General features: G+C 40.7%; 19 protein-coding genes. 10 read left to right on the forward strand and 9 right to left on the reverse strand.

The window, feature by feature from the left end; translation table 11 throughout:
* Positions 1–106 precede the first annotated feature (106 nt).
* Entirely contained in the window at positions 107–1,450 is a 1,344-nt protein-coding gene (locus FL972_RS16135; RefSeq protein ID WP_144606870.1) for a vanadium-dependent haloperoxidase, read from the forward strand.
* Between the two features lie 51 nt (positions 1,451–1,501).
* A complete protein-coding gene (locus FL972_RS16140; RefSeq protein ID WP_144606872.1) occupies positions 1,502–2,629 on the forward strand; it encodes a sugar phosphate isomerase/epimerase family protein in 1,128 nt (375 codons plus the stop codon).
* 75 nt (positions 2,630–2,704) lie between these two features.
* On the opposite strand, the gene rnhA is transcribed toward FL972_RS16140, so the two are convergent.
* From rnhA to aroQ, 4 genes are all read right to left on the reverse strand, one after another.
* Positions 2,705–3,157: a ribonuclease HI gene (gene rnhA, locus FL972_RS16145; protein WP_144606875.1), complete on the reverse strand. Its 453-nt coding sequence runs from the start codon at positions 3,155–3,157 to the stop codon at positions 2,705–2,707.
* Positions 3,158–3,188: 31 nt separating this feature from the next.
* Complete coding sequence (locus FL972_RS16150; protein WP_144606877.1) at positions 3,189–3,770, reverse strand: MarC family protein; 582 nt, start codon at positions 3,768–3,770, stop codon at positions 3,189–3,191.
* A gap of 100 nt (positions 3,771–3,870) precedes the next feature.
* Positions 3,871–4,926 carry an aminotransferase class V-fold PLP-dependent enzyme gene (locus tag FL972_RS16155; RefSeq protein WP_144606879.1) on the reverse strand — a complete coding sequence of 352 codons (1,056 nt, stop codon included), beginning with the start codon at positions 4,924–4,926 and terminating at the stop codon, positions 3,871–3,873.
* Positions 4,927–4,940: 14 nt separating this feature from the next.
* Complete coding sequence (gene aroQ, locus FL972_RS16160; protein ID WP_144606881.1) at positions 4,941–5,354, reverse strand: type II 3-dehydroquinate dehydratase; 414 nt, start codon at positions 5,352–5,354, stop codon at positions 4,941–4,943.
* 140 nt (positions 5,355–5,494) lie between these two features.
* Between aroQ and rlmN the strand changes: the two genes are divergently transcribed.
* The 3 genes from rlmN to FL972_RS16175 all read left to right on the forward strand — a co-directional run bounded on the left by rlmN (position 5,495) and on the right by FL972_RS16175 (position 9,843).
* Positions 5,495–6,562 (forward strand): 23S rRNA (adenine(2503)-C(2))-methyltransferase RlmN, encoded by a 1,068-nt coding sequence (gene rlmN / locus FL972_RS16165; RefSeq protein WP_144606883.1) that lies wholly within the window; start codon positions 5,495–5,497, stop codon positions 6,560–6,562.
* A gap of 73 nt (positions 6,563–6,635) precedes the next feature.
* Positions 6,636–9,311: a TonB-dependent receptor plug domain-containing protein gene (locus FL972_RS16170; RefSeq protein ID WP_144606885.1), complete on the forward strand. Its 2,676-nt coding sequence runs from the start codon at positions 6,636–6,638 to the stop codon at positions 9,309–9,311.
* A gap of 55 nt (positions 9,312–9,366) precedes the next feature.
* Positions 9,367–9,843, forward strand: a complete 477-nt coding sequence (locus FL972_RS16175; protein ID WP_144606887.1) for an outer membrane beta-barrel protein — start codon at positions 9,367–9,369, stop codon at positions 9,841–9,843.
* Here the strand turns inward: FL972_RS16175 and FL972_RS16180 are convergent, their stop codons facing one another.
* The 4 genes from FL972_RS16180 to FL972_RS16195 are packed head-to-tail and all read right to left on the reverse strand — an operon-like array spanning position 9,844 to position 13,829.
* The gene (locus tag FL972_RS16180; protein ID WP_144606889.1) at positions 9,844–10,779 is read right to left on the reverse strand and encodes a rhomboid family protein; all 936 of its coding nucleotides are present in this window, start codon (positions 10,777–10,779) and stop codon (positions 9,844–9,846) included. It abuts the gene before it with no gap.
* A gap of 2 nt (positions 10,780–10,781) precedes the next feature.
* Positions 10,782–11,573: a rhomboid family intramembrane serine protease gene (locus FL972_RS16185; RefSeq protein WP_144606891.1), complete on the reverse strand. Its 792-nt coding sequence runs from the start codon at positions 11,571–11,573 to the stop codon at positions 10,782–10,784.
* Positions 11,566–13,428, reverse strand: a complete 1,863-nt coding sequence (gene mutL / locus FL972_RS16190; protein ID WP_144606893.1) for a DNA mismatch repair endonuclease MutL — start codon at positions 13,426–13,428, stop codon at positions 11,566–11,568. The genes FL972_RS16185 and mutL overlap by 8 nt, the downstream gene beginning before the upstream one ends.
* The gene (locus tag FL972_RS16195; RefSeq protein ID WP_144606895.1) at positions 13,425–13,829 is read right to left on the reverse strand and encodes a hypothetical protein; all 405 of its coding nucleotides are present in this window, start codon (positions 13,827–13,829) and stop codon (positions 13,425–13,427) included. The genes mutL and FL972_RS16195 overlap by 4 nt, the downstream gene beginning before the upstream one ends.
* A gap of 448 nt (positions 13,830–14,277) precedes the next feature.
* On the opposite strand from FL972_RS16195, the gene FL972_RS16200 reads away from it, so the two are divergent.
* Entirely contained in the window at positions 14,278–17,232 is a 2,955-nt protein-coding gene (locus FL972_RS16200) for a glycoside hydrolase family 3 N-terminal domain-containing protein (RefSeq protein ID WP_144606898.1), read from the forward strand.
* 41 nt (positions 17,233–17,273) lie between these two features.
* Here FL972_RS16200 and FL972_RS16205 read toward each other — a convergent pair whose 3' ends face one another.
* Positions 17,274–18,593, reverse strand: a complete 1,320-nt coding sequence (locus tag FL972_RS16205; RefSeq protein WP_144606900.1) for a M24 family metallopeptidase — start codon at positions 18,591–18,593, stop codon at positions 17,274–17,276.
* 250 nt (positions 18,594–18,843) lie between these two features.
* Between FL972_RS16205 and bshA the strand changes: the two genes are divergently transcribed.
* The 4 genes from bshA (at position 18,844) to FL972_RS16225 (ending at position 22,386) form a co-directional block, all read left to right on the forward strand.
* Entirely contained in the window at positions 18,844–19,980 is a 1,137-nt protein-coding gene (gene bshA / locus FL972_RS16210; RefSeq protein ID WP_144606902.1) for an N-acetyl-alpha-D-glucosaminyl L-malate synthase BshA, read from the forward strand.
* A gap of 104 nt (positions 19,981–20,084) precedes the next feature.
* Positions 20,085–20,708, forward strand: coding sequence for a sterol desaturase family protein (locus FL972_RS16215; protein WP_144606904.1), 624 nt, complete (start codon positions 20,085–20,087; stop codon positions 20,706–20,708).
* Between the two features lie 43 nt (positions 20,709–20,751).
* Positions 20,752–21,582: an NAD(P)-binding domain-containing protein gene (locus FL972_RS16220; protein ID WP_144606906.1), complete on the forward strand. Its 831-nt coding sequence runs from the start codon at positions 20,752–20,754 to the stop codon at positions 21,580–21,582.
* A 12-nt stretch (positions 21,583–21,594) separates the two neighbouring features.
* Positions 21,595–22,386, forward strand: a complete 792-nt coding sequence (locus FL972_RS16225; protein ID WP_144606908.1) for a sterol desaturase family protein — start codon at positions 21,595–21,597, stop codon at positions 22,384–22,386.
* Positions 22,387–22,389 lie beyond the last annotated feature (3 nt).

Genomic DNA, 22,389 nt, shown 5'->3' on the forward strand with positions numbered 1-22,389 from the left:
ATTTTAACATACTTTTGGCTTCACCCTAGCGGAGAACCAGTCCAAAAACTTGAGTCTCCCAGCACTATTCAGTAAATTTAAGATTCATTAAAAGACAGTAATTCAAATGATTAGATTAAAAGGGCTGCTCTTTTCGCTACTACTCCTGACGATTTTCTCTTGTCAGGAACCAGTGGATTATAGCGATGCAATTACCGACGGCCATTATTTAAGTGAAGCACAGGATAGGATTACGGAAGTAATTATTCATGATATATTTTCTCCTCCTGTAGCAGCACGAATTTATTCCTATTCTTCCCTTGCAGCCTATGAAGTTGCAGCGGCAGTGGATCCAGGCTATAAGTCCCTTATGGGACAATTAAATGGCTCAGAAGCTATTAATATTCAAGTTCCGGAGAACATTTACCCACCTCTTGCTTCTTTGGCAGCCTATTACAAAATGGGAACGGCTTTGATCTTTTCAGAAGAAATGGTTCAAAACCACAAGGAGAAAGCTTTTGCAGAATTAAAAGAAAAAGGCATTCCGGATGATGTATTTGAAGCATCAGTAAAGTTCGGAGAAGAAATCGCCGAGCACATCAAAGCCTATTCATCGAAGGATAATTACCATCAAAGTAGATCCTTCCCGAAATATACCGTAACCGGACAACCGGGAACCTGGGAACCAACTCCACCAGCCTATATGGAAGGAATTGAGCCCCATTGGAATAAAATCAGAACATTCGTAATTGACTCTGCTGCCCAATTTAAGGTTTCCCCTCCCCCAGCCTATTCTACTGATCCGAATTCTGAATTTTACCAATTGGCCAAAGGGGTTTATGATGCGGTAGTCAATGCTTCCAAAGAGGAATTGGACATCGCCATGTTCTGGGATTGTAATCCCTACAAGATGAATGTGAAAGGACATGTGATGTTTGCAGAGAAAAAAATCACACCTGGTGGACACTGGATGAGTATCGCTGCTATTGCAGCAAAAACTGCAAATGCAGACTGGAAAAAAACAGCTGAGGCATTAGCAATGACTGGGATTTCCCTGCACGATGCCTTTGTTGCTTGTTGGGATGAGAAGTACCGTAGCAAATTGGTAAGACCCGAAACCTACATCAATCAATTTATAGATCAGGAATGGGTTCCTTATTTACAAACGCCTCCTTTTCCTGAGCATACCAGTGGCCATAGCGTAGCATCAACCTCTGCTGCTTTTACACTGACTCAGATATTTGGTGAAGACTTCCATTTTGTGGATAGCTCAGAAGTCAACTATGGACTTCCAATAAGAGAGTTTGACTCTTTCATGGAAGCATCAGCGGAAGCGGCTATTTCAAGATTTTATGGAGGTATCCACTACATGCCGGCCATTAATGAGGGTGTTTGGCAAGGAAGAAAAGTTGGAGAGCTCATTTGGTCCAGAATTAGTACCAAGCCTGAAAATTTGGCAGAAAACAAGTAATTTAAGCAGCCCTTAGGGGCTGTTTTTTTTAACCCAAAAACCTATTAACCCATGGCCAATCCAATTTGGATTATGACTTCAGCTTTTGATCAGCTGAACTTAGAACAGACTATAGAAAAAGCCAATGAAATTGGAGTTCAAGGACTGGACTTATGTGTGTTCAGAAGAGATGGAACCCGGGATGATTTCGTGGCTACTCATTTGGATTATGAGAATTTCGGAGTAGAGGAGGCAAAAAAATTAATCGATCAATTTAATGCTGCTTCTTTAAGACTTTCCATAGGAGCTTTTGAAAATCTAATCGGTGGAGATCCTGCGCAAAGAATTAAAAACCAAAATCATCTTTTGAGATTGATCCGAATGGCTTATTTGCTAGGCGGAGATGAAAATGATGTCAAAGTTGGAACCTTCGTGGGCTACAACCATGAGTTGGGAAATGAGGATGGAGGATTTGAAAAAAATCTTTTGGAATACCAGCGCATTTTTAAACCCATCATCCAATATGCCGCTGATTTAGGAGTAAGTATTCTGTATGAAAACTGTCCAATGGAAGGCTGGAGAAGTTCTGGCCATTTTGGTACTTTCAATAATTTGCCGGGAGTCTTAGCCGCCAGAAAACTGATGTATCAACTGATTCCGGAAAAGAACCACGGTGAAATTTATGACCCTTCCCATGATATTTGGCAACATACAGATCCTGTAGAAGTCATCAAGCATACAGATATGACTCGCCTTCACAGAATCCATGTCAAATCGACTCGAAATAATCCAGATCCATTCTGGGGAAACATGTATCCCATGCATCAAATCCCTGCCGAATGGGCCAAATCTGCTGGAATTCCTGCAAGCACCAATCCATGGGATAGACATCATTATGAAGCCACACTCCCGGGTTTTGGATTGGGAGATGATTTGGACTGGAGAGCATTTGTGAATATTCTAAAAGAAAAAGGATTCACAGGGCCATTTGAAATCGAAAATGAGGCAGTATTGTCCAAGCAGACCGGCAAAATGGGCGCTATCGTCCAAGGCTGTAAGGCGGCTGTTCAAAATTTGGCCCCTTTGCTTTATGAGTTGACGGATGAAGGCTGGGTATTTCCAGCATCTGAGCATCAAACTCTAAAAGAAGTCAATCGAAAAGATATTCCAATTGTAACAATGGATGCCTTGCAAGTCTAGAGTTTATATTCACAGAATATAAAAGTTTATACTGATAAAATAAACTAGGACAAGAGGTAATTCAGGGTTGGGGAATTACTTTCCTGACTCATAGCCCACATCCACTTTCAGTCCTGTTCCTTCAGCTGCGGCAACAGCCAATTGGTCGCAGCGTTCGTTTTCAGGATTACCAGCATGTCCCTTCACCCAAACGAATTTAGGTTTGTATTTTAAATGAAGGGGAATGTACCTCAACCAAAGATCAGGGTTCTTTTTATCCTTGAAACCTTTTTTCTGCCAGCCCCACAGCCAGCCTTTTTCAATGGCATCCACCACATATTTACTATCAGAGTAGATGGTTACCGGAATTCCGGTCAACTTCAATTCCTGCAAGGCCCTAATCACCGCTAAAAGCTCCATGCGGTTATTGGTAGTAAGACGGAATCCCTCGGATAGCTCTTTTCTGTGTTGGTTGAATTTCAAGACTGCTCCGTAGCCTCCTGGTCCAGGATTGCCCTTAGCTGCCCCATCTGTGTAAATGGTAATCATGATGCAAAGAAAGTAAATTCAGCCCACTGTCTTAGACAATATCCATCGGGAATGCATTTGTCTTGAAAATCTTCACAGCTATCGATAATAGAATAATACCGAAAATTCGTCTTAAAACATCAAGACCTGTTTTTCCCAGCTTTCTTTCCAGCCAGGTGGTACTTTTCAAAACGGCATATACAAATACCAGGTTGAGCAAAATCCCGATGGCAATATTTACTTGGGCAAATTCCGCTTTCAAAGTAAGAATGGTGGTCAATGTGCCTGCACCCGCGATCAAAGGAAAGGCAATCGGAACAATAGAGGCTCCCGCTGTGGCATCTGGATCCGGTTTAAACAATTCAATCCCCAAGATCATTTCAGCGCCCAAAGCAAATATGATCAAGGCCCCAGCAATGGCGAAGTCCTCCACTCCTATACCAAAAAGCCCTAAAATTGACTTTCCTGCAAGAAGGAAAAGAATCATCAAAACACCTGCGGCGACTGTAGCCTTCTCCGATTGGATATGGCCTACTTTTTTACGCAGATTGATGATGATCGGGATAGAACCGAGTATATCAATTACCGAAAACAGGATCAATGATACGGAAAGTATTTGCTTTAGGTCAATCATACTGCAAAGCTACGCCAAATAAAATTTGCTTTGCAAATATGTGAGGTTAGGATTTTTTAAGCAATCAGTTAAGTTTCACTCCCTAACTCCTCTACTTTTTTCAATATTGGCTCAGAAAGGCAATCAGTCTTTCCATTTCAGCATCGGTAACTGCAGGGAAATTTGCTATACGAAAAGAAATAGGCTTCAATGGCCCATATCCCGAACCTAATTGCATTCCTTCTTTTTCGGCTGCTTTTTTTACTTGGGAAATCGTATCCTCCAAACCAGTTACACCAAGTACAGTAGTACTTCTGGCTTGTTGGTTATCCACCAAAAGTCGAAGGGTTTTAGTCTTGGCTATACAATCCTCCAATAGACTCATTCGTCGGCGGAGATTTTGATCTATATGCTGAATTTCCTGCATATCCTGCAGCACTCTATTAAGCAAATAAATTCCCAAGACATTCGGGGTGTAATGAGTCTGATAGGAACGCGCATTTTCTAACATAAAGCTCAAACTATTATACCTGCCTTTCTCTCCTTTTCTTTCTGTTTGAGCTATAGCTCTAGGAGATAAAATCAAGACTCCTAATCCTGCTGGAAGACCAAAGCATTTTTGAACCGAAGCATACCAGATATCTCCCAAGCTAAAATCCAGTTCTATGCCTGCCATACTAGATGTGGTATCCACCGCAATTAATTTCTCCGGATATTTTTCACGGATTTCTTCCAGGTACTCCGTCCTTACCTGGGAAGCATTGGATGTTTCATTTTGAGTGATTGCAATTAAATCGAACCCTTCAGAAATCGTTAAAGAAGCTACATCAATCGTTTCATTGGCCTGGATTTTCAGCCCATCTGTAGCAGGAATAATGTGCTTGGCAAACTCTATCCACTTTTTTCCAAAAGAACCCGAATAGATATGAAAGCTGGCTCTTTCTACAATAGATTGGGAGATAATCTCCCAGTTTTCAGTGGCAGAAGAGGTAAAAATCAATTTGTAATCTTCAGGCATATGCAGTTTTTGCCGCATCAAGGATTCGGTTTCTTGATAGAGCTGCATAAATGCCCCACTTCGGTGATTGGCGCTTAATATTCCTTCTTGATAAGCTTCTTGCAAATAAGTTGGCAAAGAATCATAGACTTTGGAAGGTCCGGCTGCAAATGTGATCATAGGAATTAGAGGTATTAAAGAAAAAAACGGATTCCGAGTTCATAGCCTTTTAGGCCTAAGCCTGAAATCATGCCCACACAAGATTTGGAAATGATACTCTTATGACGAAACTCTTCCCGTTTATAAATATTCGAAATATGAACTTCCAAAACAGGAGTATTTACACCCGCTATGGCATCGGATATGGCAACAGATGTATGGGTATAGCCACCGGCATTCAATAGAATCGCATCAAAAGTGAAGCCCACTTCATGAATCTTATTGATCAGCTCTCCCTCCACATTGCTTTGAAAATAATGAATCTCCACTTGGGGGAAGGTTTTTCTCAAATTTTCCAAATATTCTTCAAAAGAGGTACTTCCATATACTTCAGGCTCTCGTTTTCCCAAAAGGTTCAAATTAGGACCATTAATGATTTGAATTTTCAAAATTTAATTTGGTTTGAGAGTAATGACTGATTTTCACTCAAAGTTAAAAAGTAGCACGATAAAACGAGCCAAGATGTCCGAATCAGGAAGGATTTATTTTTAAAAGGGATAAAGTCAATGCTTGTTTGTAGCTTTGCAGTATGGAAGAAATTCAAAAGCGGGACATTAGAAAACTCAGCCTGAGTGAGTTGGAAGAGTTTTTTTTGGAGCATGGAGAGAAGAAATTCCGGGCCAAACAGGTCTATGAATGGCTGTGGAATAAATCCCTGAAAAACTTCGATGACATGAGTAATATTTCTCTTTCAACCCGAGAATTACTCAAACAGCATTTTTCTATCAATCACATTCTCGTGGATTTGATGCAACATTCTCAAGATGGCACCATCAAGAATGCGGTGAAGCTTTATGATGAAAAAATTGTGGAGTCTGTTTTGATTCCAACCAGTAAAAGAATCACTGCCTGCGTGTCCTCCCAGGTGGGTTGCAGTTTGGATTGTAACTTCTGCGCAACTGCCCGCCTGAAACGAATGAGAAACCTAAATCCTGATGAAATTTATGATCAGGTAGTGGCCATCAAAGAGGAGGCGGAAACATATTTCAACCGCCCTTTGACCAATATCGTATTCATGGGAATGGGTGAGCCTCTCCTGAACTACAATAATGTAATTGCTGCAATAGAAAAAATTACTTCGCCTGAAGGATTGGGTATGGCCTCTAGAAGGATTACGCTATCCACAGTGGGGATTCCAAAAATGATCCGAAAAATGGCGGATGATGAAGTGAAATTCAATTTGGCTATTTCCCTTCACTCAGCAATCAATGAGACTAGATCTCGATTGATGCCCATCAATGATAAAAGTCCTTTGGAAGAATTGGCGGATTCATTGAAATATTGGTACGAAAAGACCAAGCGAAAAGTAACTTATGAATATGTGATTTGGGATGGAATCAACGATGATGAAACACATGCCCGAGCGCTAGCCAAATTCTGTAAAATTATTCCTTCCAAAGTCAATATCATCCAGTACAATCCCATCGATGAGGGAGAATTTAGACAAGCAAGTCAACAAGCCGTAGAGATGTACGTTAGAATTTTAGATTCTCAAGGAATCATTGCAAAAGTCAGAAAATCCAGAGGACAAGATATCGATGCGGCCTGTGGCCAACTCGCCAATAAAAACGAGGTTAGCCAGCTAACTAATATTTAAGATTTTTTCACTTGTTTTTCATAGGATCATTATGTTTCTTAGTCCATTAATTCAAAATTCTGCGTGAGTTTATATGAAAAACATTACTTTTAAAGTCATTTTTGGCTTTTGCTTTTTTTGCCTGAACCCAGTTTTCCCTCAAGGTTTTCCGGAAAAAGTTCAGCAATTCTTCGAAGAGTATAGAAATGAAACCCCTCCAGAAAAAGTCTACTTACAATTAGATAAACACACCTATACATTAGGCGAGGATGTTTGGTTTAGTGCCTTTTTGGTGGCAGGTTCTTATCAAATTCCATCCCCATTAAGCCAGACCCTTTATGTTGATCTTTTCGACGGGGATGGCTTGCTATTGGAGCAGAAGATTATCCGCTTAGAGAATGGGAGAGGAAATGGAGATTTTACCTTACCATCTTTCGGCAAACCAGGAAATTATCAGATCAAAGCATACACCGCCTGGATGAGAAATTCAGGGGAAGAGTTCTTTTTCGAAGGAGGCTTTTCAGTAATTGACGGTGCAGGTGGTAGTTTTCTACCTAAAATGACAATTAGCGCAATTGAAAGCTCAGGAGGAAAGGCAACTTACAGAACTGAACTTTTGGCAATCGACAAATCCGGAAATCCCCTTGCGGGAAAAGCTCTTCAAATGAAAGTCTTTGGAGGGGATGAAGAGGTTCACAGTCAGGACTTATTATTAAATGAAGAGGGAATTGTCAGCTTTTCCTTTTCTATCCCAGAAAAACCTTATCCATCCCAACATGTAGAATTGATCTATTTGGAAAATGAAAACTATTCCGTTTCCCAGAAAATCAGACTTCCCTACAGTTTCAATTTGGCAGATATCCAATTCTTACCGGAAGGAGGAAACTGGGTAATTAGTAAAAAATCCAATATAGCATTTAGGGCTATAGCTCCAGATGGAAATCCACTGAGCATTCAGGGAACTATTGCTGGTACCGATATTTCTTTTAAAAGCAATTTTGCCGGCCTGGGGAAATTTGAAATCACTCCGGACAAGCAGGATTACCAGGCAGAAATTAGTCATCCTGTCTCTGGGCAGAAGAGAACTATAAATCTACCAAAAGCATCTACTGATGGTATTGCATTACAGGTTATTAATAACCCTGCCGCAAGCTATCTTACAGCATTTATTCAGGGAGTTTCGGACGCCAATTCTCTCCTGCTAGTAAGCCAAACCAGAGGCTTAATCAATTATATGATTGAAGGAAAATTGACGAATGGGGTTTGGGGCGTAAGAATCCCCAAAGAAAACTTGATTTCCGGTATCAATCAGATCACTGTTCTGACTTCGGAGGGCACACCTCTCTCTGAGCGCTTAATCTTTATCCGAAAAGAAGAAAACGAGCTAAAACTTGATTTGAATTCCAATTCATCTTTGAATCCAAGAGAAAAAATCAAATTGGAAATCACGAATCAAAGTGCAGGAAACCAGACTTCTGGAAGCTTTTCTGTTTCAATTGTAGATGCAGAGCAAGTGTCAGATGAAAGTGAAGTTTACGGTACCATTTATTCACATCTTTTACTGAGTTCAGATCTAAAAGGTCAAATCCACCAACCTGGTTATTATTTCCAAAACCAGGATGAAAGTACGTCAGAGGCATTAGATCTAGTGATGCTGACTCATGGTTGGAGACGATTTACTTGGGATCAGGTGGTTGAAAACAAAAAAGCAGATATCAACTACTTCATTGAAAGAGGAATAAATATAGAAGGTCAGGTTAGCGACCAGGAGGACACCAGAAAGGGATTATCCGGAGGTAAAATTACCGCAATGGTAGGAAATGGAATCGAGATTGTGACCACTGAATTTGGCTCTAATGGGCGATTCATCATACGCGATTTAGATTATCAAGATTCCGCCAGTGTCACCTTGACAGCAGTGGATAATAGACTAAAAAACTTTGTCGATATCAAAGTCACACAACCGGAGGCTGTTTTCACTGGTACTTCTGGTAACTATTCTACTGAAATAGAATGGCCTGAGAATCTAGCTGCTACTTATGAGGAAAGAGCTCTTATGAGGAGAATGAATGAGGATCCGGATATTTTGGACTTGGAAGGAGTCACGGTAGAAGCTCAGACCTTCAAAAAAGAGGACGAAGAAGTGCAAAAAATTTATGGTCCCGGAGACGTCAGCATTAACCCAGAAAAAATCCCCGGTTCTGTGGGCTTTACCAATATCTTCCAATTAATCCAAGGAAGGGTTTCCGGTGTTCAGGTATTTGTATCTGGCCTGGATGTGAGCGTTCAAATCCGGGGAGTGGGCTCTATCAATGCTGGCACAGGACCTCTGTATTTATTGGATAATATTCCTGTAGATGCAAACACCCTACTTCAAGTCAACCCAAGAGATGTAGCAAGCGTGGATGTATTCAAAGATCCTGCAAGAGCGGCTATTTTTGGTGCTCAGGGAGCAAACGGAGTGATTGCTGTTTATACCAAAAGAGGAAGTGGATTTACTCCGAGTGTAGGAGGAACCCTGGTCACTACCTATGGGGGTTATTCTGTAGCTAAGGAGTTTTATCAGCCTAATTATGATGAAAAAGGAACATCTACCGCTTTGAATGATAAGCGTGCTACAATTTTCTGGAAACCAATTTTAGAAATTGGGGAAGACGGAAAAGCAAATTTGGAATACTTTAATACTGATGTAGCCAAGAAGCATTTGATCTTTATAGAAGGAATAGACGAAGAAGGGAGAATAGGGAGACTAGTACGTATTTTAGAATAATCCTTGCAATGTTCACCAAAGCCTTCTAATTTTTGTGGAATTAAATCTGAATGGTATGAAAAAGGCTTTGGTGATTTTGATTTTAGGGGTATTACTTCCCCTAGGGCTAGAGGCTCAATCCTTGGAACAAGGAAACACCCGTTTCCATACCTTTGGAACCTATGGTCTGAGATGGAAAGATTTTGGTGTAGGTGCTGGTGTGGAATATTTTTTCCTGGACAATTTTGCCATTATGCCAAGCTTCACTTATCTCATGCCGAATGTTGGTAACAGAACTAATTTTAGCATGGATCTACGCTACTATGTTTCTGACGGTCCGTCCCAACTCTTTTTTCTGGCAGGTTATAGTCAAAATTGGGAGAACCTCCAACCCGGAGACCCCGGTGTTAGACGATCCTTCAAAGGTGCCAATGTAGGCGTGGGGGCATATATAAGAATCGTGGATTGGGTGGGACTGAACACAGAATTCAGAGTTCAAAGTCAAAACCCTCAGGAAGCAGGATTTAAAGTTGGATTTGCTTTCCCGCTTTGATCATTTCTTACTGAACTCAAATAATTTCCTCTTCTCATCTTTGGTCAGGGCTTCATAGCCGCGGTCCGCAATTTTATCCAGTATTCTATCGATTTCTTCCTGACTTGTTTCTTCAGAAGACTTATTTGTACTAGGCTTAGATTTTGGGCTGGAAAAAGAACCAAAAGCACCTGACTTCGTTTTAGCTTTTCTATAGCTTACTTTCACTTTCGTTGGGCTCTTTTTGAAAAGGTTCTCGAAGAAAATCCCCACTTTCTGAACGGGAACACCCCAATCATTTCCTTTTCTAAGCTGGGTGATATACAAAAAGCCCATCAAAGCTCCTCCTAAGTGTGCTAATTCACCACCTGCATTTGCTCCAGCGGAATTTGCGAAAGAAAGGACCACATAGAAAATCGCTATGTATTTAATTTTAACAGGCCCTAAAAGAATTAGGAAGAAGGTAGTATTAGGGGTTAAAGTAGCAGCACCTACCACAATTGCAAAGACACCGGCACTAGCCCCAAGCATCAGGGAGGTATCAACTGAATTACTGAAGTAGGGAGCTAAATTATAGATCAGCAAATAAAACAATCCCCCTGCTAAGCCTCCAAGAATATATAGATTAGCCAATTTTCGGCTTCCCAAATATTGGTGGATCAGCAATCCAAACCAATAAAGGAAAAGCATATTGAAGAGGATGTGAAAAATCCCCTCATGTAAAAACATATAGGTGAACAGGCTCCAAGGTTGTGTTGCCAATTTGGGAAGCGATGCCGGCATCATAAAGTAGGAGATCAGGGAAGAGTATAATTCTCCAAAACCTCCAATAGTCATAATGACTCTGGAAATCATAAATACCAACCAAACAAGTATATTAATAGCAATTAGTTTATAAAGGCTATTATCACCGTGCTTGAAAGCGTTTCTAAGATTTTCCCAAAAGTTGCCGTACATAATTAATAAAAACTATTTCTATCTTTTTTCCACTTATAAACCAACGCACCTCCTATTATCAGCCCACTCAAATGGGCAAAATGGGCCACATTATCCAGCGGATTGTTTATCAATACGTTGTAAATCGTATAAAGTCCATAAAAAAGGACCAAATATTTCGCTTTGACAGGCATAGGAGGAAACAGCAAAAAGAGCTGGGTGTTTGGGAAAAGCATTGCAAAAGCAATCAAAATCCCAAACAATGCACCTGAGGCACCCACCATGGGAATATTCCCTTGGATTTCCGAAATAGCCGCTAAAGTTTGATTAGCCCGATCAATTTTCACCTTGTCTTGTGGGTCTCTGCTGAAATCATCCACAAACTCAAATACTCTCCTGTCGAAGAAATTTCTGTTTTCTAGTACAATCTTGTTGAAGTATTCCGGGTCTGGATTTGCCTGAAATCGCTCTACTTTGGCTTCCAGATTATTCATCCGGTAAATATTATATCCTGAATAGAGAACCCCCGATCCTACTCCACAAACCATCCAAAGAATCAATAGCTTCTTTGGTCCGAGGAACTGCTCCAACAAAGGGCCGAAGATCAATAGGCCAAACATGTTGCTGAATAGATGCCAAAAGTCGGCATGCATAAACATGTAAGTCAGAAACTGAAAGGGCTTGAAATACTGGCTTCCAATGTAATACAAAGCAAACCACTCATTGAGCACAGGGAAAATGAATGCGCTGACGATAAAAAGTATAATATTAATCAGCAGTAAATTTTGAACTACAGGTGTGATATTTCTAAACATGAGATTTTCCGAAGAATGAATGTATGCTGGATAAATCCAATTTTACGAAGGTTTTGTTCCCTCCAAGGCCATAATTTGGATTCTGGCAGGCAAAAAGCTGTCCAACCAAAGTTTCCATTTCCTGAGAATTGAGTTTTTGACCCTTTTTCAAGGAAGATTTACGGGCTAAAGACCGGGCAAGATTTTCTCGATTGTCTAATGAAAGCTCATTTTTGAAATTCTTGAATTGCTCGATCAATCCTTCAAATAATTCTTTTTCATTTTTTACCTGAATATCGGCTGGTACTCCCTGAACCAATACGGCATTATTGCCAAATTCAGAAATCATAAAGCCAAGGCTGTGCAGCTCCCCCATTAATCCAACCACCAACTCATAGTCTGAAGGATTTAATTGAACTACGGGTGGAAAAAGACATTGTTGCGACGGACCTTGTGCCAACTTCAATTGTCTTAGATAGCGTTCGTATAATATCCTCTCGTGTGCTGCCTGCTGATCCAAAATCAATAAGCCAGTGGACATTTGAGCTACGATATAGCTTAACTCCACCTGAAAAGTTGTCCCAGTACCCTCGCCTTCCGCTGGTTTGGGAAAAGAACTGCTCTCTTCTTCTGGATTTGCCTTACTAGAAAAAGTCAAGACTTCAGAATCATCTCCTTCCTCAGAAACAGGTCTTTTTTGCTCCTGAATAAATGTTTGATTCCCTTCAAACAGTCTTTCCCAACCACTGGCACTTGATTTTTTGAATTCAGGAGTATTGAAAGTCTTATAACTATATTCCCGATCCACATCTGCTTTCTTTTGGGCATCTGAACTCCAGTTATCTTCAAAATTCACATCCACGCTAAAATCCAATGCCGGAACCACGTGATGTGCTCCCAAAGCCTGTTTGACAGCTGCCCGAATTACTGCATAAACCGTTCTCTCATCATCGAATTTGATTTCGGTTTTAGTCGGGTGTACGTTGATATCTATATGGGATGGATCAATTTCCAAAAACAACACATAAAAGGGGTGCTGATCTGGCTGAATGAGATTTTCAAAAGCATTGCTTACCGCATGATTCAGGTAGCTGCTTTTGATGTATCTGTTGTTTACAAAGAAGAACTGCTCCCCTCTCGTTTTTTTGGCTGATTCAGGCTTTCCTATGTATCCTTTGACATTGACGTGGGGAGTCAATTCTTCGCAGGGGACCAGCTGAGTCTGATAATTTTTTCCAAAAATCCCCACAATCCTTTGGCTGAGTTTGCCAGGGTGGAGATTGTAGATTTCCATGTCATTTTGCATTAATGAAAATCCAATTTCTGAATAGGCCAAGGCTACTCGCTGAAATTCCTCTACGATATGCCGCATTTCTACGGGATTTGATTTCAGAAAATTCCTTCGTGCAGGCACATTGAAAAAAAGATTTTTCATGGAAACAGAAGTTCCGGGAGTGGTGGCAACAGGTTCCTGTTTTTTAACCTCTGATCCTTCGATATGAATTAGAGTTCCCAGCTCATCCGCGTTTCTTCTGGTTTTTAACTCAACCTGTGCAACCGCCGCAATAGAGGCCAGAGCTTCTCCACGAAAACCAAATGTTCGGATTGAAAATAAATCCTGACTTGTTCGAATTTTGGAAGTGGCATGCCTTTCGAAACTCATCCTGGCATCGGTAGCCGACATCCCTTTGCCATTATCTATGACTTGGATCAATTGTTTACCTGCTTCTTTGACAATTACCTGAACTTTAGTAGCACCTGCATCAATTGCATTTTCAAGCAACTCCTTCAGCGCGGAAGAGGGTCTTTGGACCACTTCTCCAGCTGCAATCTGATTGGCTATTGCATCAGGTAATAATTGGATTAAATCGCTCATTTCTGGGCTTTAGATTTGAGCTTTGAGAAATAATAAATTGCTGCTATGAAAGCCACTAAATACAGGAGATATTCAAAAATCACAGGTCCAAAGTAAATATATCCACCTAACCCGCCGACTAAAATCAAAAAGATCAGGGATCTGATCATTGCTGTGGAAGCAAACACGCTTTTATCTCGGGGTTTGATTCCTTGATAATTAGAAAAAGCCCCTCTTAGACCAGATTCATAATTTCTCAATCTATCTTCTTCCTTGATATCTCCTAATTTCCCTTCAGCTTCTAGCTGCTTTTTGATACGAGACTCCCGCTGATCCAATTCCTCCTTGACTGGGTCATAGTAGCGCGGCTTGATATCAAATCGACTTGGGCTGGCTGTTCGAAATATGGAAGGAAATTTCATCTGTTTTAATTTTGCTTTTTAGAGGTCAGATGGAATCTCGCACATTTTACAATCATCCCCCTGTGTGTCGTTTTGGTCATGCTCGATTTCATCTGTTTATAATTTGTTTTTCAGTTGTCAGATGGAATCTTCGCATTGGTTCCCCGATACATCGGAGCGTCTCTCTGTGTGTCGCTTGAGTCGTGCTCGATTTCATTTAATCAATTTTTGAATGTGGATGCTTTGATCTTCAACAAGGAACAAGTTAGGAGACTGCCCACCGACAATCAAATTTATACCATTTTTAACCCAAAAACAGGTCTAATGTTGACCTTTCTTTACTATCTTCAATCGATTAGTCAATCTAATCTTCTATAACTTCAGGCTAAAATGTAAGTCGCTACGTTGAATACGTTAGAATTTGAAGTAAGATTTTCCACAAATTTAAAGATTAAAAATTAACTCAGGTATGAGGCATAAGCTGGCAGGCATCTTTCTTCTTTGCTTTGTTGCACTATCATTTACATCCGGTAAAATGGATGTAGCTGTGGTAGTGGATGACCCTTTAAATGCTCCCGATAGATTTGCGCAGAAAAATTGGGTGGACTCGGTATTTCAAAGTCTAAGTTCGGAGGAGCGCTTGGGCCAACTTTTTATGGTTGCAGCTTATTCCAATAAAGATCAAAAGCATATAGATGAAATCAGTCAGCTAGTAAAAGACGAGAATCTTGGAGGTTTGATATTTTTCCAAGGAGGACCTGACAGACAAGCTCGATTGACCAATTACTATCAAGCCTTGGCTAAAACACCTCTTTTCATCGCAATGGATGCAGAATGGGGAATCAGCATGAGACTGGACTCAGTCCCTGATTTTCCGCGAGCTATGACTTTGGGTGCGATTCAGAATTCGGATCTGATTTATGATATGGGAGCTGAAATGGCCCGTCAGTTTAAGGAACTTGGCATGCACATCAATTTTGCCCCAGTCGTAGACGTCAACTCTAACCCGGAAAATCCAGTCATTGGCTTTAGGGCTTTTGGAGAAAACAAAAAAGCCGTGGCTCAAAGAGCGGTGGCTTACATGAAAGGTCTTCAGGATAATGGGGTCATTGCTAATGCCAAGCATTTCCCCGGACATGGAGACACAGAATCAGACAGCCATTATTCCCTTCCATTGATCAAACATGCTGAAAAGAGAATTTGGGATATAGACTTATATCCTTATCAGGAGTTGTTCAGGGAGGATTTGATGTCGGTGATGGTTGCCCATCTCAATATCCCAAGTTTGGATAATAATGGACAAACCCCGACCAGTCTCAGCAAAAAGGTGGTGACAGATCTGCTCCAAAAGCGAATGAACTTTCAGGGTTTGATCTTTACAGATGCCTTGAACATGCGGGGAGTAACCCAATCTCACAAACCGGGAGAAGTGGATGTAGAAGCTCTACTGGCAGGTAACGATATTCTACTGTATTCTCAGGATGTGCCGAAAGCCAAAGCTTTGATCAAACAGGCCATAGAAAGCGGTAAAATATCCCAAGAAGAAGTAGACAGAAGAATACGAAAAATCCTTCGTGCCAAGTATAAAGTAGGGCTTCATGAGTACAAACCCATCAAAACCCATGGCTTGGTAGAAAGACTAAACACTCCAAAAACCGAAGAGATTCGGGAAAAGTTGTATTCCGAAGCCATCACAGTTGCTTCCAATAAGGGAGAATTACTTCCTTTCAAGCAGCTGGATTTAAAAAGATTTGCAAGTCTTACCATAGGAGGAGAGGGGAAAAACTTCCAGCAAAGCCTTAGCAAGTATAGCAAATTCGATCATTTTGAAATTGAAAAAGCAGCGAGTGAATCCGCTCATTATAATTTAATGAAGCAATTGGAGGATTATGATGTGGTCGTGGTTGGCTTGATGGGAGTGACCAACAGTCCTAAAAGAGCCTTTGGAATCGCTCCAGGAGACGTAGCACTTCTCAGAAAACTGGAACAAAGACAAAAAGTAGTCACGGTTCTTTTTGGAAATGCTTATGCTTCCCGATTTATTGAAGGATTGGGCAATGTGGTTTTTGCTTATGAGAATAATGACATGACTCAAAAACTCAGCCCTCAGGTTCTGTTTGGCGCTAGACCGGGAATGGGAATTTTACCGGTATCCGTTAGCCCTACTTTTTCTTATGGAGTAGGAGGATATATGGAAGGATTGAGAAGGCTCGCTTATGGAACTCCTGAAAGTGTGGGGATGAATAGCCAAACACTGAACGAGATCGATGAGGTAGTAGAGAAAGCGATTAAAATGCAAGCTACTCCTGGCGCGAATGTGTTGGTTGTCAAAGACGGTAAAGTTGTTTTCGAAAGGTCATATGGACAACTGGAATACAAGAATAGCCCTAAAGTCAATAGTGAAACTCTGTATGACTTAGCCTCTATTACTAAAGTTCTGGCGACTACTCAAGCCGTGATGTTTTTACATAGCCGAGGAGAATTGGATATGGACAAGACTTTGGGTGATTATCTTCCAGAGCTTAAAGGTACTAATAAAGAAGATCTGGTTCTGAAAGACGTAATGGCCCATGAAGCAGGATTGAAGGCTTTTATTCCTCATTATGTTAAAACTGTTCAATCTGGACAATGGAGACCGGAGTATTATCAAGCCTCAGCGGCTCCCGGATTTTCTAGGCCAGTCTCAAATGACATGTACGCAGTAGATGGACTTCGAGACAGTATTTGGAATTGGACTGTAGAGTCGGATTTACTACCAAAATCAGGAGGAAGAAACAGATATGTTTATTCAGATTTGACCATGTATTTCATGCAGGCAGTCGTTGAAAAAATCGTCAATCAACCCTTAGATCAATTTTTAGAGCAAAATTTCTATGCTCCTCTTGGACTTTACACCATGACTTTTAATCCATTCAATAAAATGTCTTTAGACAACATCGCTCCGACAGAAGATGATGTAGCCTTTAGAAAAAGACAGGTGAGAGGCTATGTCCACGATCCGGGAGCTGCCATGTATGGAGGAGTTGCCGGACACGCTGGACTTTTCGGAAGAGCAAATGATTTGGCAGTCATGATGCAGATGATGCTTAATGAAGGCTATTATGGAGATGTCAGCTTGCTTAAACCTGGAACAGTCTCCCAATTCACGAAGAGGCAATCCAATCAAAGCAGAAGAGGATGGGGCTGGGATAAGCCAGAACCAGAAGCTGGACGGGGAGGAAGTGCCGGGGATTTAGCACCAAAATCTACATTTGGGCATACTGGATTCACTGGAACTTGCGTATGGGCAGATCCTAAAAATGATCTGATTTATGTCTTCTTGAGTAATCGGGTATATCCGGATGCTGAAAACAAAAAGTTACTGAGTTCGAATATCCGGACAGACATCCATGATATTATTTATAAAGCAATGGCTAAAAATTAAATAAAAATGGTCCCGCTGATAAAGGGACCATTTTTTTGTGATCATTTAATGAGGATCAAATCCTCCTGAGGCTGAATCAAATACTCCGCCCCATTCTCTGTTACCACAGCCATCTCTTCCACAGAAATGGTCTTTTCAGTTCCATCTTCTCTCTTCCAGGTATGAAAACCATCAAAGGCGAATACCATTCCCTTTTTCAATAATTTTTGCGCAGCTGGCCTGGGAGTTTCCAGTCTTGCTCCTCCTAAATTTGGTCCAACATCATGCGCCACATAGCCAACCGGATGCCCAGTGCTCCAAGGAACATAAAGAGATCCATTAGCATCCATCAAATCGCGCTGTGCTCTGTCTACATTCTCTCCTTTTACTCCTGGCTTCATGGCTGCCAGAGCAATTCTTGACCCAGCTTTTCCATTTTCCCAGTATTGTTGAATATCAGCTGGAGCTTCAGTTTCCCCGTCCTTTAGCACATAAGCAAATCGTTGAATGTCGCTTACCCAAATTCCGTAAAGTTTCACCCCAAAATCTGTTTGAATCACATCTCCAGGCATGATCACTTTATCTGTCGCATGGGAGTGCCCTCGATCAGGACCTGAGTTGACATTGGGATTTTGATCAGGATGCCAAGCATCTGTCACTCCATATTCAGCCATTTTTGCTTTCAAAAATTTAGCTACATCCGCATCTGTAGTTTTGCCCGGTACGATCATCGAATAGGCCTCATGTTGAAAATCAGAAGCCATTTGAGCTGCTTTTTTCAAAATTTCAACTTCTTCAGGGAGTTTGATGGACAGCCATTCGTAAACTAACTCAGTAGAGGATACCAACCTTGATGAATAATCGCCTAAGGCCTCTTCCAGGTTTTGTCTTTGTGTAAAAGAAAGTCCATCCGCCATGGTATTACTGGAGGAAGAATTAACTGCTATGGTTTTAAAACCCTTTTCTTTAATGAAATCTGCGGCAACCTGAACAGCTGATGCTCCCCTATCTACTCGGATTACTTCATCATGAATATCCAATTCATCCAAAGAAGTAGCCTCCCCATCCGGTGAAAATGCCAAGGAATGAAACCCAGAATCATCCAAATAAAACATGAAAACTGCGGTGCCTCCTGCATTTTCCGCTCCAACATGAACAGCGATGGGATCATTGTGATTTTCTCTGCCGATAGTGATCCAGCAATCCACTTCAGCTGCTTTCATGGCCTCCGGAAGTAATTGATTGATTCTCTTTATTCTGATTTCTGGCCAAGGATTATCAGACCAGTCAGGTTTAATCGATTCTGTTTGTTGTGGCGGGGTAGAGCAGGCGTAAAAAAAGCCTACTAGAAAAAGAATGAATAAATAATTCCTATAATTCATACGCATTGATTGTGTGAAAATTTTAATCCAATAATTCGTCTGGAAATTGGGGCTTTTAAATGAAAGTTTCAATTCTTTTTATGCTGAAGTGAGTGATTTTTGATCCTAAAAAACTGAAAACCAAGCAATCAGTACTCCTGATAAAATTAAGAATTCGTCGGCTTTTGGATTATTTCTTTTTAATTTGAACAAAAGTAATCCTTAAGCGTGTTTAAAGGCAGATTAGCCAAAAAGGCACCTAGAAAAAAATATGAAAATTGGCATTGTATGTTACCCTACCTTTGGGGGTAGTGGTGTAGTAGCCACAGAATTGGGAAAAGGGCTGGCAAAAGCTGGGCATGAAATTCACTTCATCACCTATCGTCAGCCGACCCGCCTGGATTTTTTCAGTGAAAATCTATTCTATCACGAAGTAGATATCAAAAGCTACCCGCTTTTTGAGCATGCTCCTTATGAGCTTGCCCTGGCTAGTAAAATGGTTTCTGTGGTAAAATATGAAAACTTAGACCTATTACATGTACATTATGCTATTCCTCATGCATCTGCAGCCTACATGGCAAAGCAGATCTTGAAAGAGGAGGGAATCAGGATTCCAGTAGTCACGACTCTACATGGAACAGATATTACTTTGGTTGGAAAAGATCCAAGCTATGAACCTGTTGTCACCTTTTCCATCAATCAATCCGATGGAGTAACAGCAGTTTCTGAGGATTTGAAAAAAGAGACTTATAGCCATTTTGCGGTCAATCGAGAAATTGAGGTCATCCCTAATTTTATTGATCTAGATCGATTTAAGAAACAGAAGAAAGAGCACTTCAAATTAGCTATATGCCCGCAAGGTGAAAAGCTACTGGTACATACCTCCAATTTTAGAAAGGTGAAACGAGTAGAAGATGTAATCCGGGTATTTTACGAAGTGCGCAAGGAAATTCCGGCGAAACTTCTTTTGGTAGGTGATGGGCCAGAAAGGGACAAAATGGAGAGGCTATGTAGGGAATTAGGAACCTGCGACGACATTCGCTTCTTAGGTAAACTGGAGGCTGTAGAGGAAGTACTTTCGGTGGCAGATTTGTTTCTGATGCCTTCAGAAAAGGAATCTTTTGGATTGGCAGCCTTGGAAGCGATGGCATGTGAAGTACCTATTTTGACCTCCAATGCTGGTGGTATTCCGGAGCTAAACATTGATGGCGTTACGGGATTTGTTTCGAATGTTGGAGATATACAGGATATGAAGAAAAAAGCCTTGCAAATTCTGGATGAAAAGAATTTACCTCAGTTTAAAGCCAATGCTTTAGCCAGGGCAAAAGAGTTTGACATATCCCAAATTCTTCCACTTTACGTGAAGTATTATCAAAAAACTATAGAAGCCTCCTTAGCAAAAGTCTAATTTTTCTCCCGATTATGACGAAAATCAATGTATATTAAGGAAGTTCTGGGTTACTTTTGTACCAAGATTACAGCCAACTATTAAGAATATAACAAGTAATAAAGATGAAAAAGATTGGAAGACTGGACAGACCCGACAATTTCGGTTCGGCACATATGTTCGATAACCCGATTTTAGAGAGGATCTCTCGTACTCATATTATGATCCCTATCACCATGTTTTTGGTGTTTGCTGCTGTATCTTTTTACTATGCGCTGGAAACACCCATTAACCTGGGAACAGGAGTATTGGTAATGCTTACTGGATACATTTTCTTTACCTTCGTAGAGTACATGATGCATAAGCATTTCTTTCATATGGAACCGGACACTCCTCTGAAAGACAAATTACAGTATTCAGTCCACGGAGTGCATCATGATTACCCGAAAGATAAGGACAGATTAGCAATGCCTCCTTTTGTCAGCGCCGCCTATGCTGCCATCTCTTACCTGGTTTTTAATTTAATAATGGGTGATTTTGCCTACTACTTTCTTCCGGGTTTTCTTTTGGGCTATGCCAGTTATTTGGGCGTACACTACATCGTGCATGCTTTCAACCCTCCCAAAAACTTCTTGAAAATCCTGTGGGTGAATCATGCTATCCATCATTATAAGGATCCGGATTCAGCTTTTGGAGTGAGTACCCCTCTTTGGGATATCTTGCTGGGAACCATGCCGAAAAAAGACTAAACTCAAACCTCCTGATTTCGGGAGGTTTTTTTAATATCAGTTCATGAATAAAATTTCAATTATAGGACTCGGATGGCTGGGACTTCCTTTGGCAAAAAACCTTCAGGAAAAAGGATATAAAGTAATCGGTAGCACTACCACAGGAGAAAAAGTGAAAAAACTTGAGGCAAAGGGACTCACATCGGTTCAGTTTTCTTTGGAGCCTTATCCAAAAGGCCTGGGGTTTCAGAAACTTTTTGAGGCCGAAATTCTAGTTATTACTATACCTCCACGCTCACGAACTCAATCAGGAGAGCGCTATCTCGAGGAACTCAAATTTTTAAAAAGCATGCTACAAAATTCCTCTGCCAAAAAGCTTGTATTTGTGAGCAGTACAGGAATATATCCAGAGAAAAATCAGGCCGAAAAATATACCGAAGAATTTGAAATGGATCTCTCCATCACAGGAAATAAAACTTTGTGGAAAGCAGAGCAACTGATGAGTCAGGATAATAGCTACGAATTGACTATTATCCGTTTTGGAGGCTTGATGGGTGAAGAGCGAGTTCCGGGTAAATATTTTTCAGGAAAAGAAAATGTAGAAGGACATAGCAGAGTAAACTATATCCATCAAGATGATGCCGTTGGGATTATTACTTGGATTATTGAGAAAAATCTTTGGAATGAAACCTTCAATGGGGTTGCGCCAACTCACCCATTAAAAAGGGAGGTCATAGAGAAAAGTGCTCAAGACACCGGTTTAGCTCCTCCCAAAAGCTTTCAAGATTCAAAAGAAGGAGAGAATCGCTTAATCTCCTCTGAAAAAATTATTCAAACCGGGTATTCATTTGCCTTCGCTAATCCTTTAGACTTCAGCTATAATCTCAAAAAGTAAGTATCTTTCCTTATGGACTGGGCAGAATTTGGACAGCGTTGGATTCGGGTAGCTGAACTGACTACTTCCCGCTACTTTTTGATAGCAGGAGGGTCCTTTTTGATTTTTTATTTTCTGCTCAAAAACACGCTTTTCTCAAGAAGGATGCAATCAAAATTCCCTCAAAGGAAAGATTACCTCAGGGATATTAGTTTCTCTCTTGTAACCATATTGATTTTTGCTACGATGGCAGCTTTGGTTTTTGTGGTTCTCAGACCTTACACTAATTTTTTTCAACCCTATGATTTGTATGGAAAGGCTTATTACTTTCTGACTTTTCCCCTCATGCTATTGATTCATGATGCCTATTTCTATGCAATTCATAGACTGATGCATCATCCTAAATTGTTTCGGCTGATTCATCGGGTGCATCATTTCTCAACTAATCCATCACCTTGGACTTCCTATGCTTTTCATCCTTTGGAGGCTATTCTTGAAGCAGGTATTATCCCTTTGATCGCATTTACACTTCCCGTTCACCCTTCCGCCTTAGGCTTATTTCTTTTGTTTCAGTTTTGCTACAATGTCTATGGCCATTTGGGTTTTGAGCTTTTTCCAAAAAATTTTCAAAAATCAATGATTGGTAAATGGATAAACACAGGCACCGCTCACAATCAACATCATGAACATTTCCATGGGAATTATGGCCTTTACACCCTGATTTGGGATAGACTTTTTGGCACCTTGAGAAAAGATTACGAGCAAAAATATGAGCAAGTCACCGGGTCACATCGATTGAAAGCCCAGCCTCAGAAAAGGGTTTGAATC

Source organism: Algoriphagus algorifonticola, assembly GCF_007655305.1.
GTDB lineage: Bacteria > Bacteroidota > Bacteroidia > Cytophagales > Cyclobacteriaceae > Algoriphagus > Algoriphagus algorifonticola.

What these genes read in the sequence shown, in the direction of transcription:
- FL972_RS16180 (WP_144606889.1), bottom strand. Translation starts at nt 10,779, where the DNA reads ATGTACGGCAACTTTTGGGAAAATCTTAGAAACGCTTTCAAGCACGGT.
- rlmN (WP_144606883.1), top strand. Translation starts at nt 5,495, where the DNA reads ATGGAAGAAATTCAAAAGCGGGACATTAGAAAACTCAGCCTGAGTGAG.
- FL972_RS16220 (WP_144606906.1), top strand. Translation starts at nt 20,752, where the DNA reads ATGAATAAAATTTCAATTATAGGACTCGGATGGCTGGGACTTCCTTTG.
- mutL (WP_144606893.1), bottom strand. Translation starts at nt 13,428, where the DNA reads ATGAGCGATTTAATCCAATTATTACCTGATGCAATAGCCAATCAGATT.
- FL972_RS16140 (WP_144606872.1), top strand. Translation starts at nt 1,502, where the DNA reads ATGGCCAATCCAATTTGGATTATGACTTCAGCTTTTGATCAGCTGAAC.
- rnhA (WP_144606875.1), bottom strand. Translation starts at nt 3,157, where the DNA reads ATGATTACCATTTACACAGATGGGGCAGCTAAGGGCAATCCTGGACCA.
- FL972_RS16155 (WP_144606879.1), bottom strand. Translation starts at nt 4,926, where the DNA reads ATGATCACATTTGCAGCCGGACCTTCCAAAGTCTATGATTCTTTGCCA.
- FL972_RS16225 (WP_144606908.1), top strand. Translation starts at nt 21,595, where the DNA reads ATGGACTGGGCAGAATTTGGACAGCGTTGGATTCGGGTAGCTGAACTG.
- FL972_RS16175 (WP_144606887.1), top strand. Translation starts at nt 9,367, where the DNA reads ATGAAAAAGGCTTTGGTGATTTTGATTTTAGGGGTATTACTTCCCCTA.
- FL972_RS16135 (WP_144606870.1), top strand. Translation starts at nt 107, where the DNA reads ATGATTAGATTAAAAGGGCTGCTCTTTTCGCTACTACTCCTGACGATT.
- bshA (WP_144606902.1), top strand. Translation starts at nt 18,844, where the DNA reads ATGAAAATTGGCATTGTATGTTACCCTACCTTTGGGGGTAGTGGTGTA.
- FL972_RS16215 (WP_144606904.1), top strand. Translation starts at nt 20,085, where the DNA reads ATGAAAAAGATTGGAAGACTGGACAGACCCGACAATTTCGGTTCGGCA.
- FL972_RS16205 (WP_144606900.1), bottom strand. Translation starts at nt 18,593, where the DNA reads ATGAATTATAGGAATTATTTATTCATTCTTTTTCTAGTAGGCTTTTTT.
- FL972_RS16170 (WP_144606885.1), top strand. Translation starts at nt 6,636, where the DNA reads ATGAAAAACATTACTTTTAAAGTCATTTTTGGCTTTTGCTTTTTTTGC.
- FL972_RS16200 (WP_144606898.1), top strand. Translation starts at nt 14,278, where the DNA reads ATGAGGCATAAGCTGGCAGGCATCTTTCTTCTTTGCTTTGTTGCACTA.
- FL972_RS16150 (WP_144606877.1), bottom strand. Translation starts at nt 3,770, where the DNA reads ATGATTGACCTAAAGCAAATACTTTCCGTATCATTGATCCTGTTTTCG.
- FL972_RS16185 (WP_144606891.1), bottom strand. Translation starts at nt 11,573, where the DNA reads ATGTTTAGAAATATCACACCTGTAGTTCAAAATTTACTGCTGATTAAT.
- FL972_RS16195 (WP_144606895.1), bottom strand. Translation starts at nt 13,829, where the DNA reads ATGAAATTTCCTTCCATATTTCGAACAGCCAGCCCAAGTCGATTTGAT.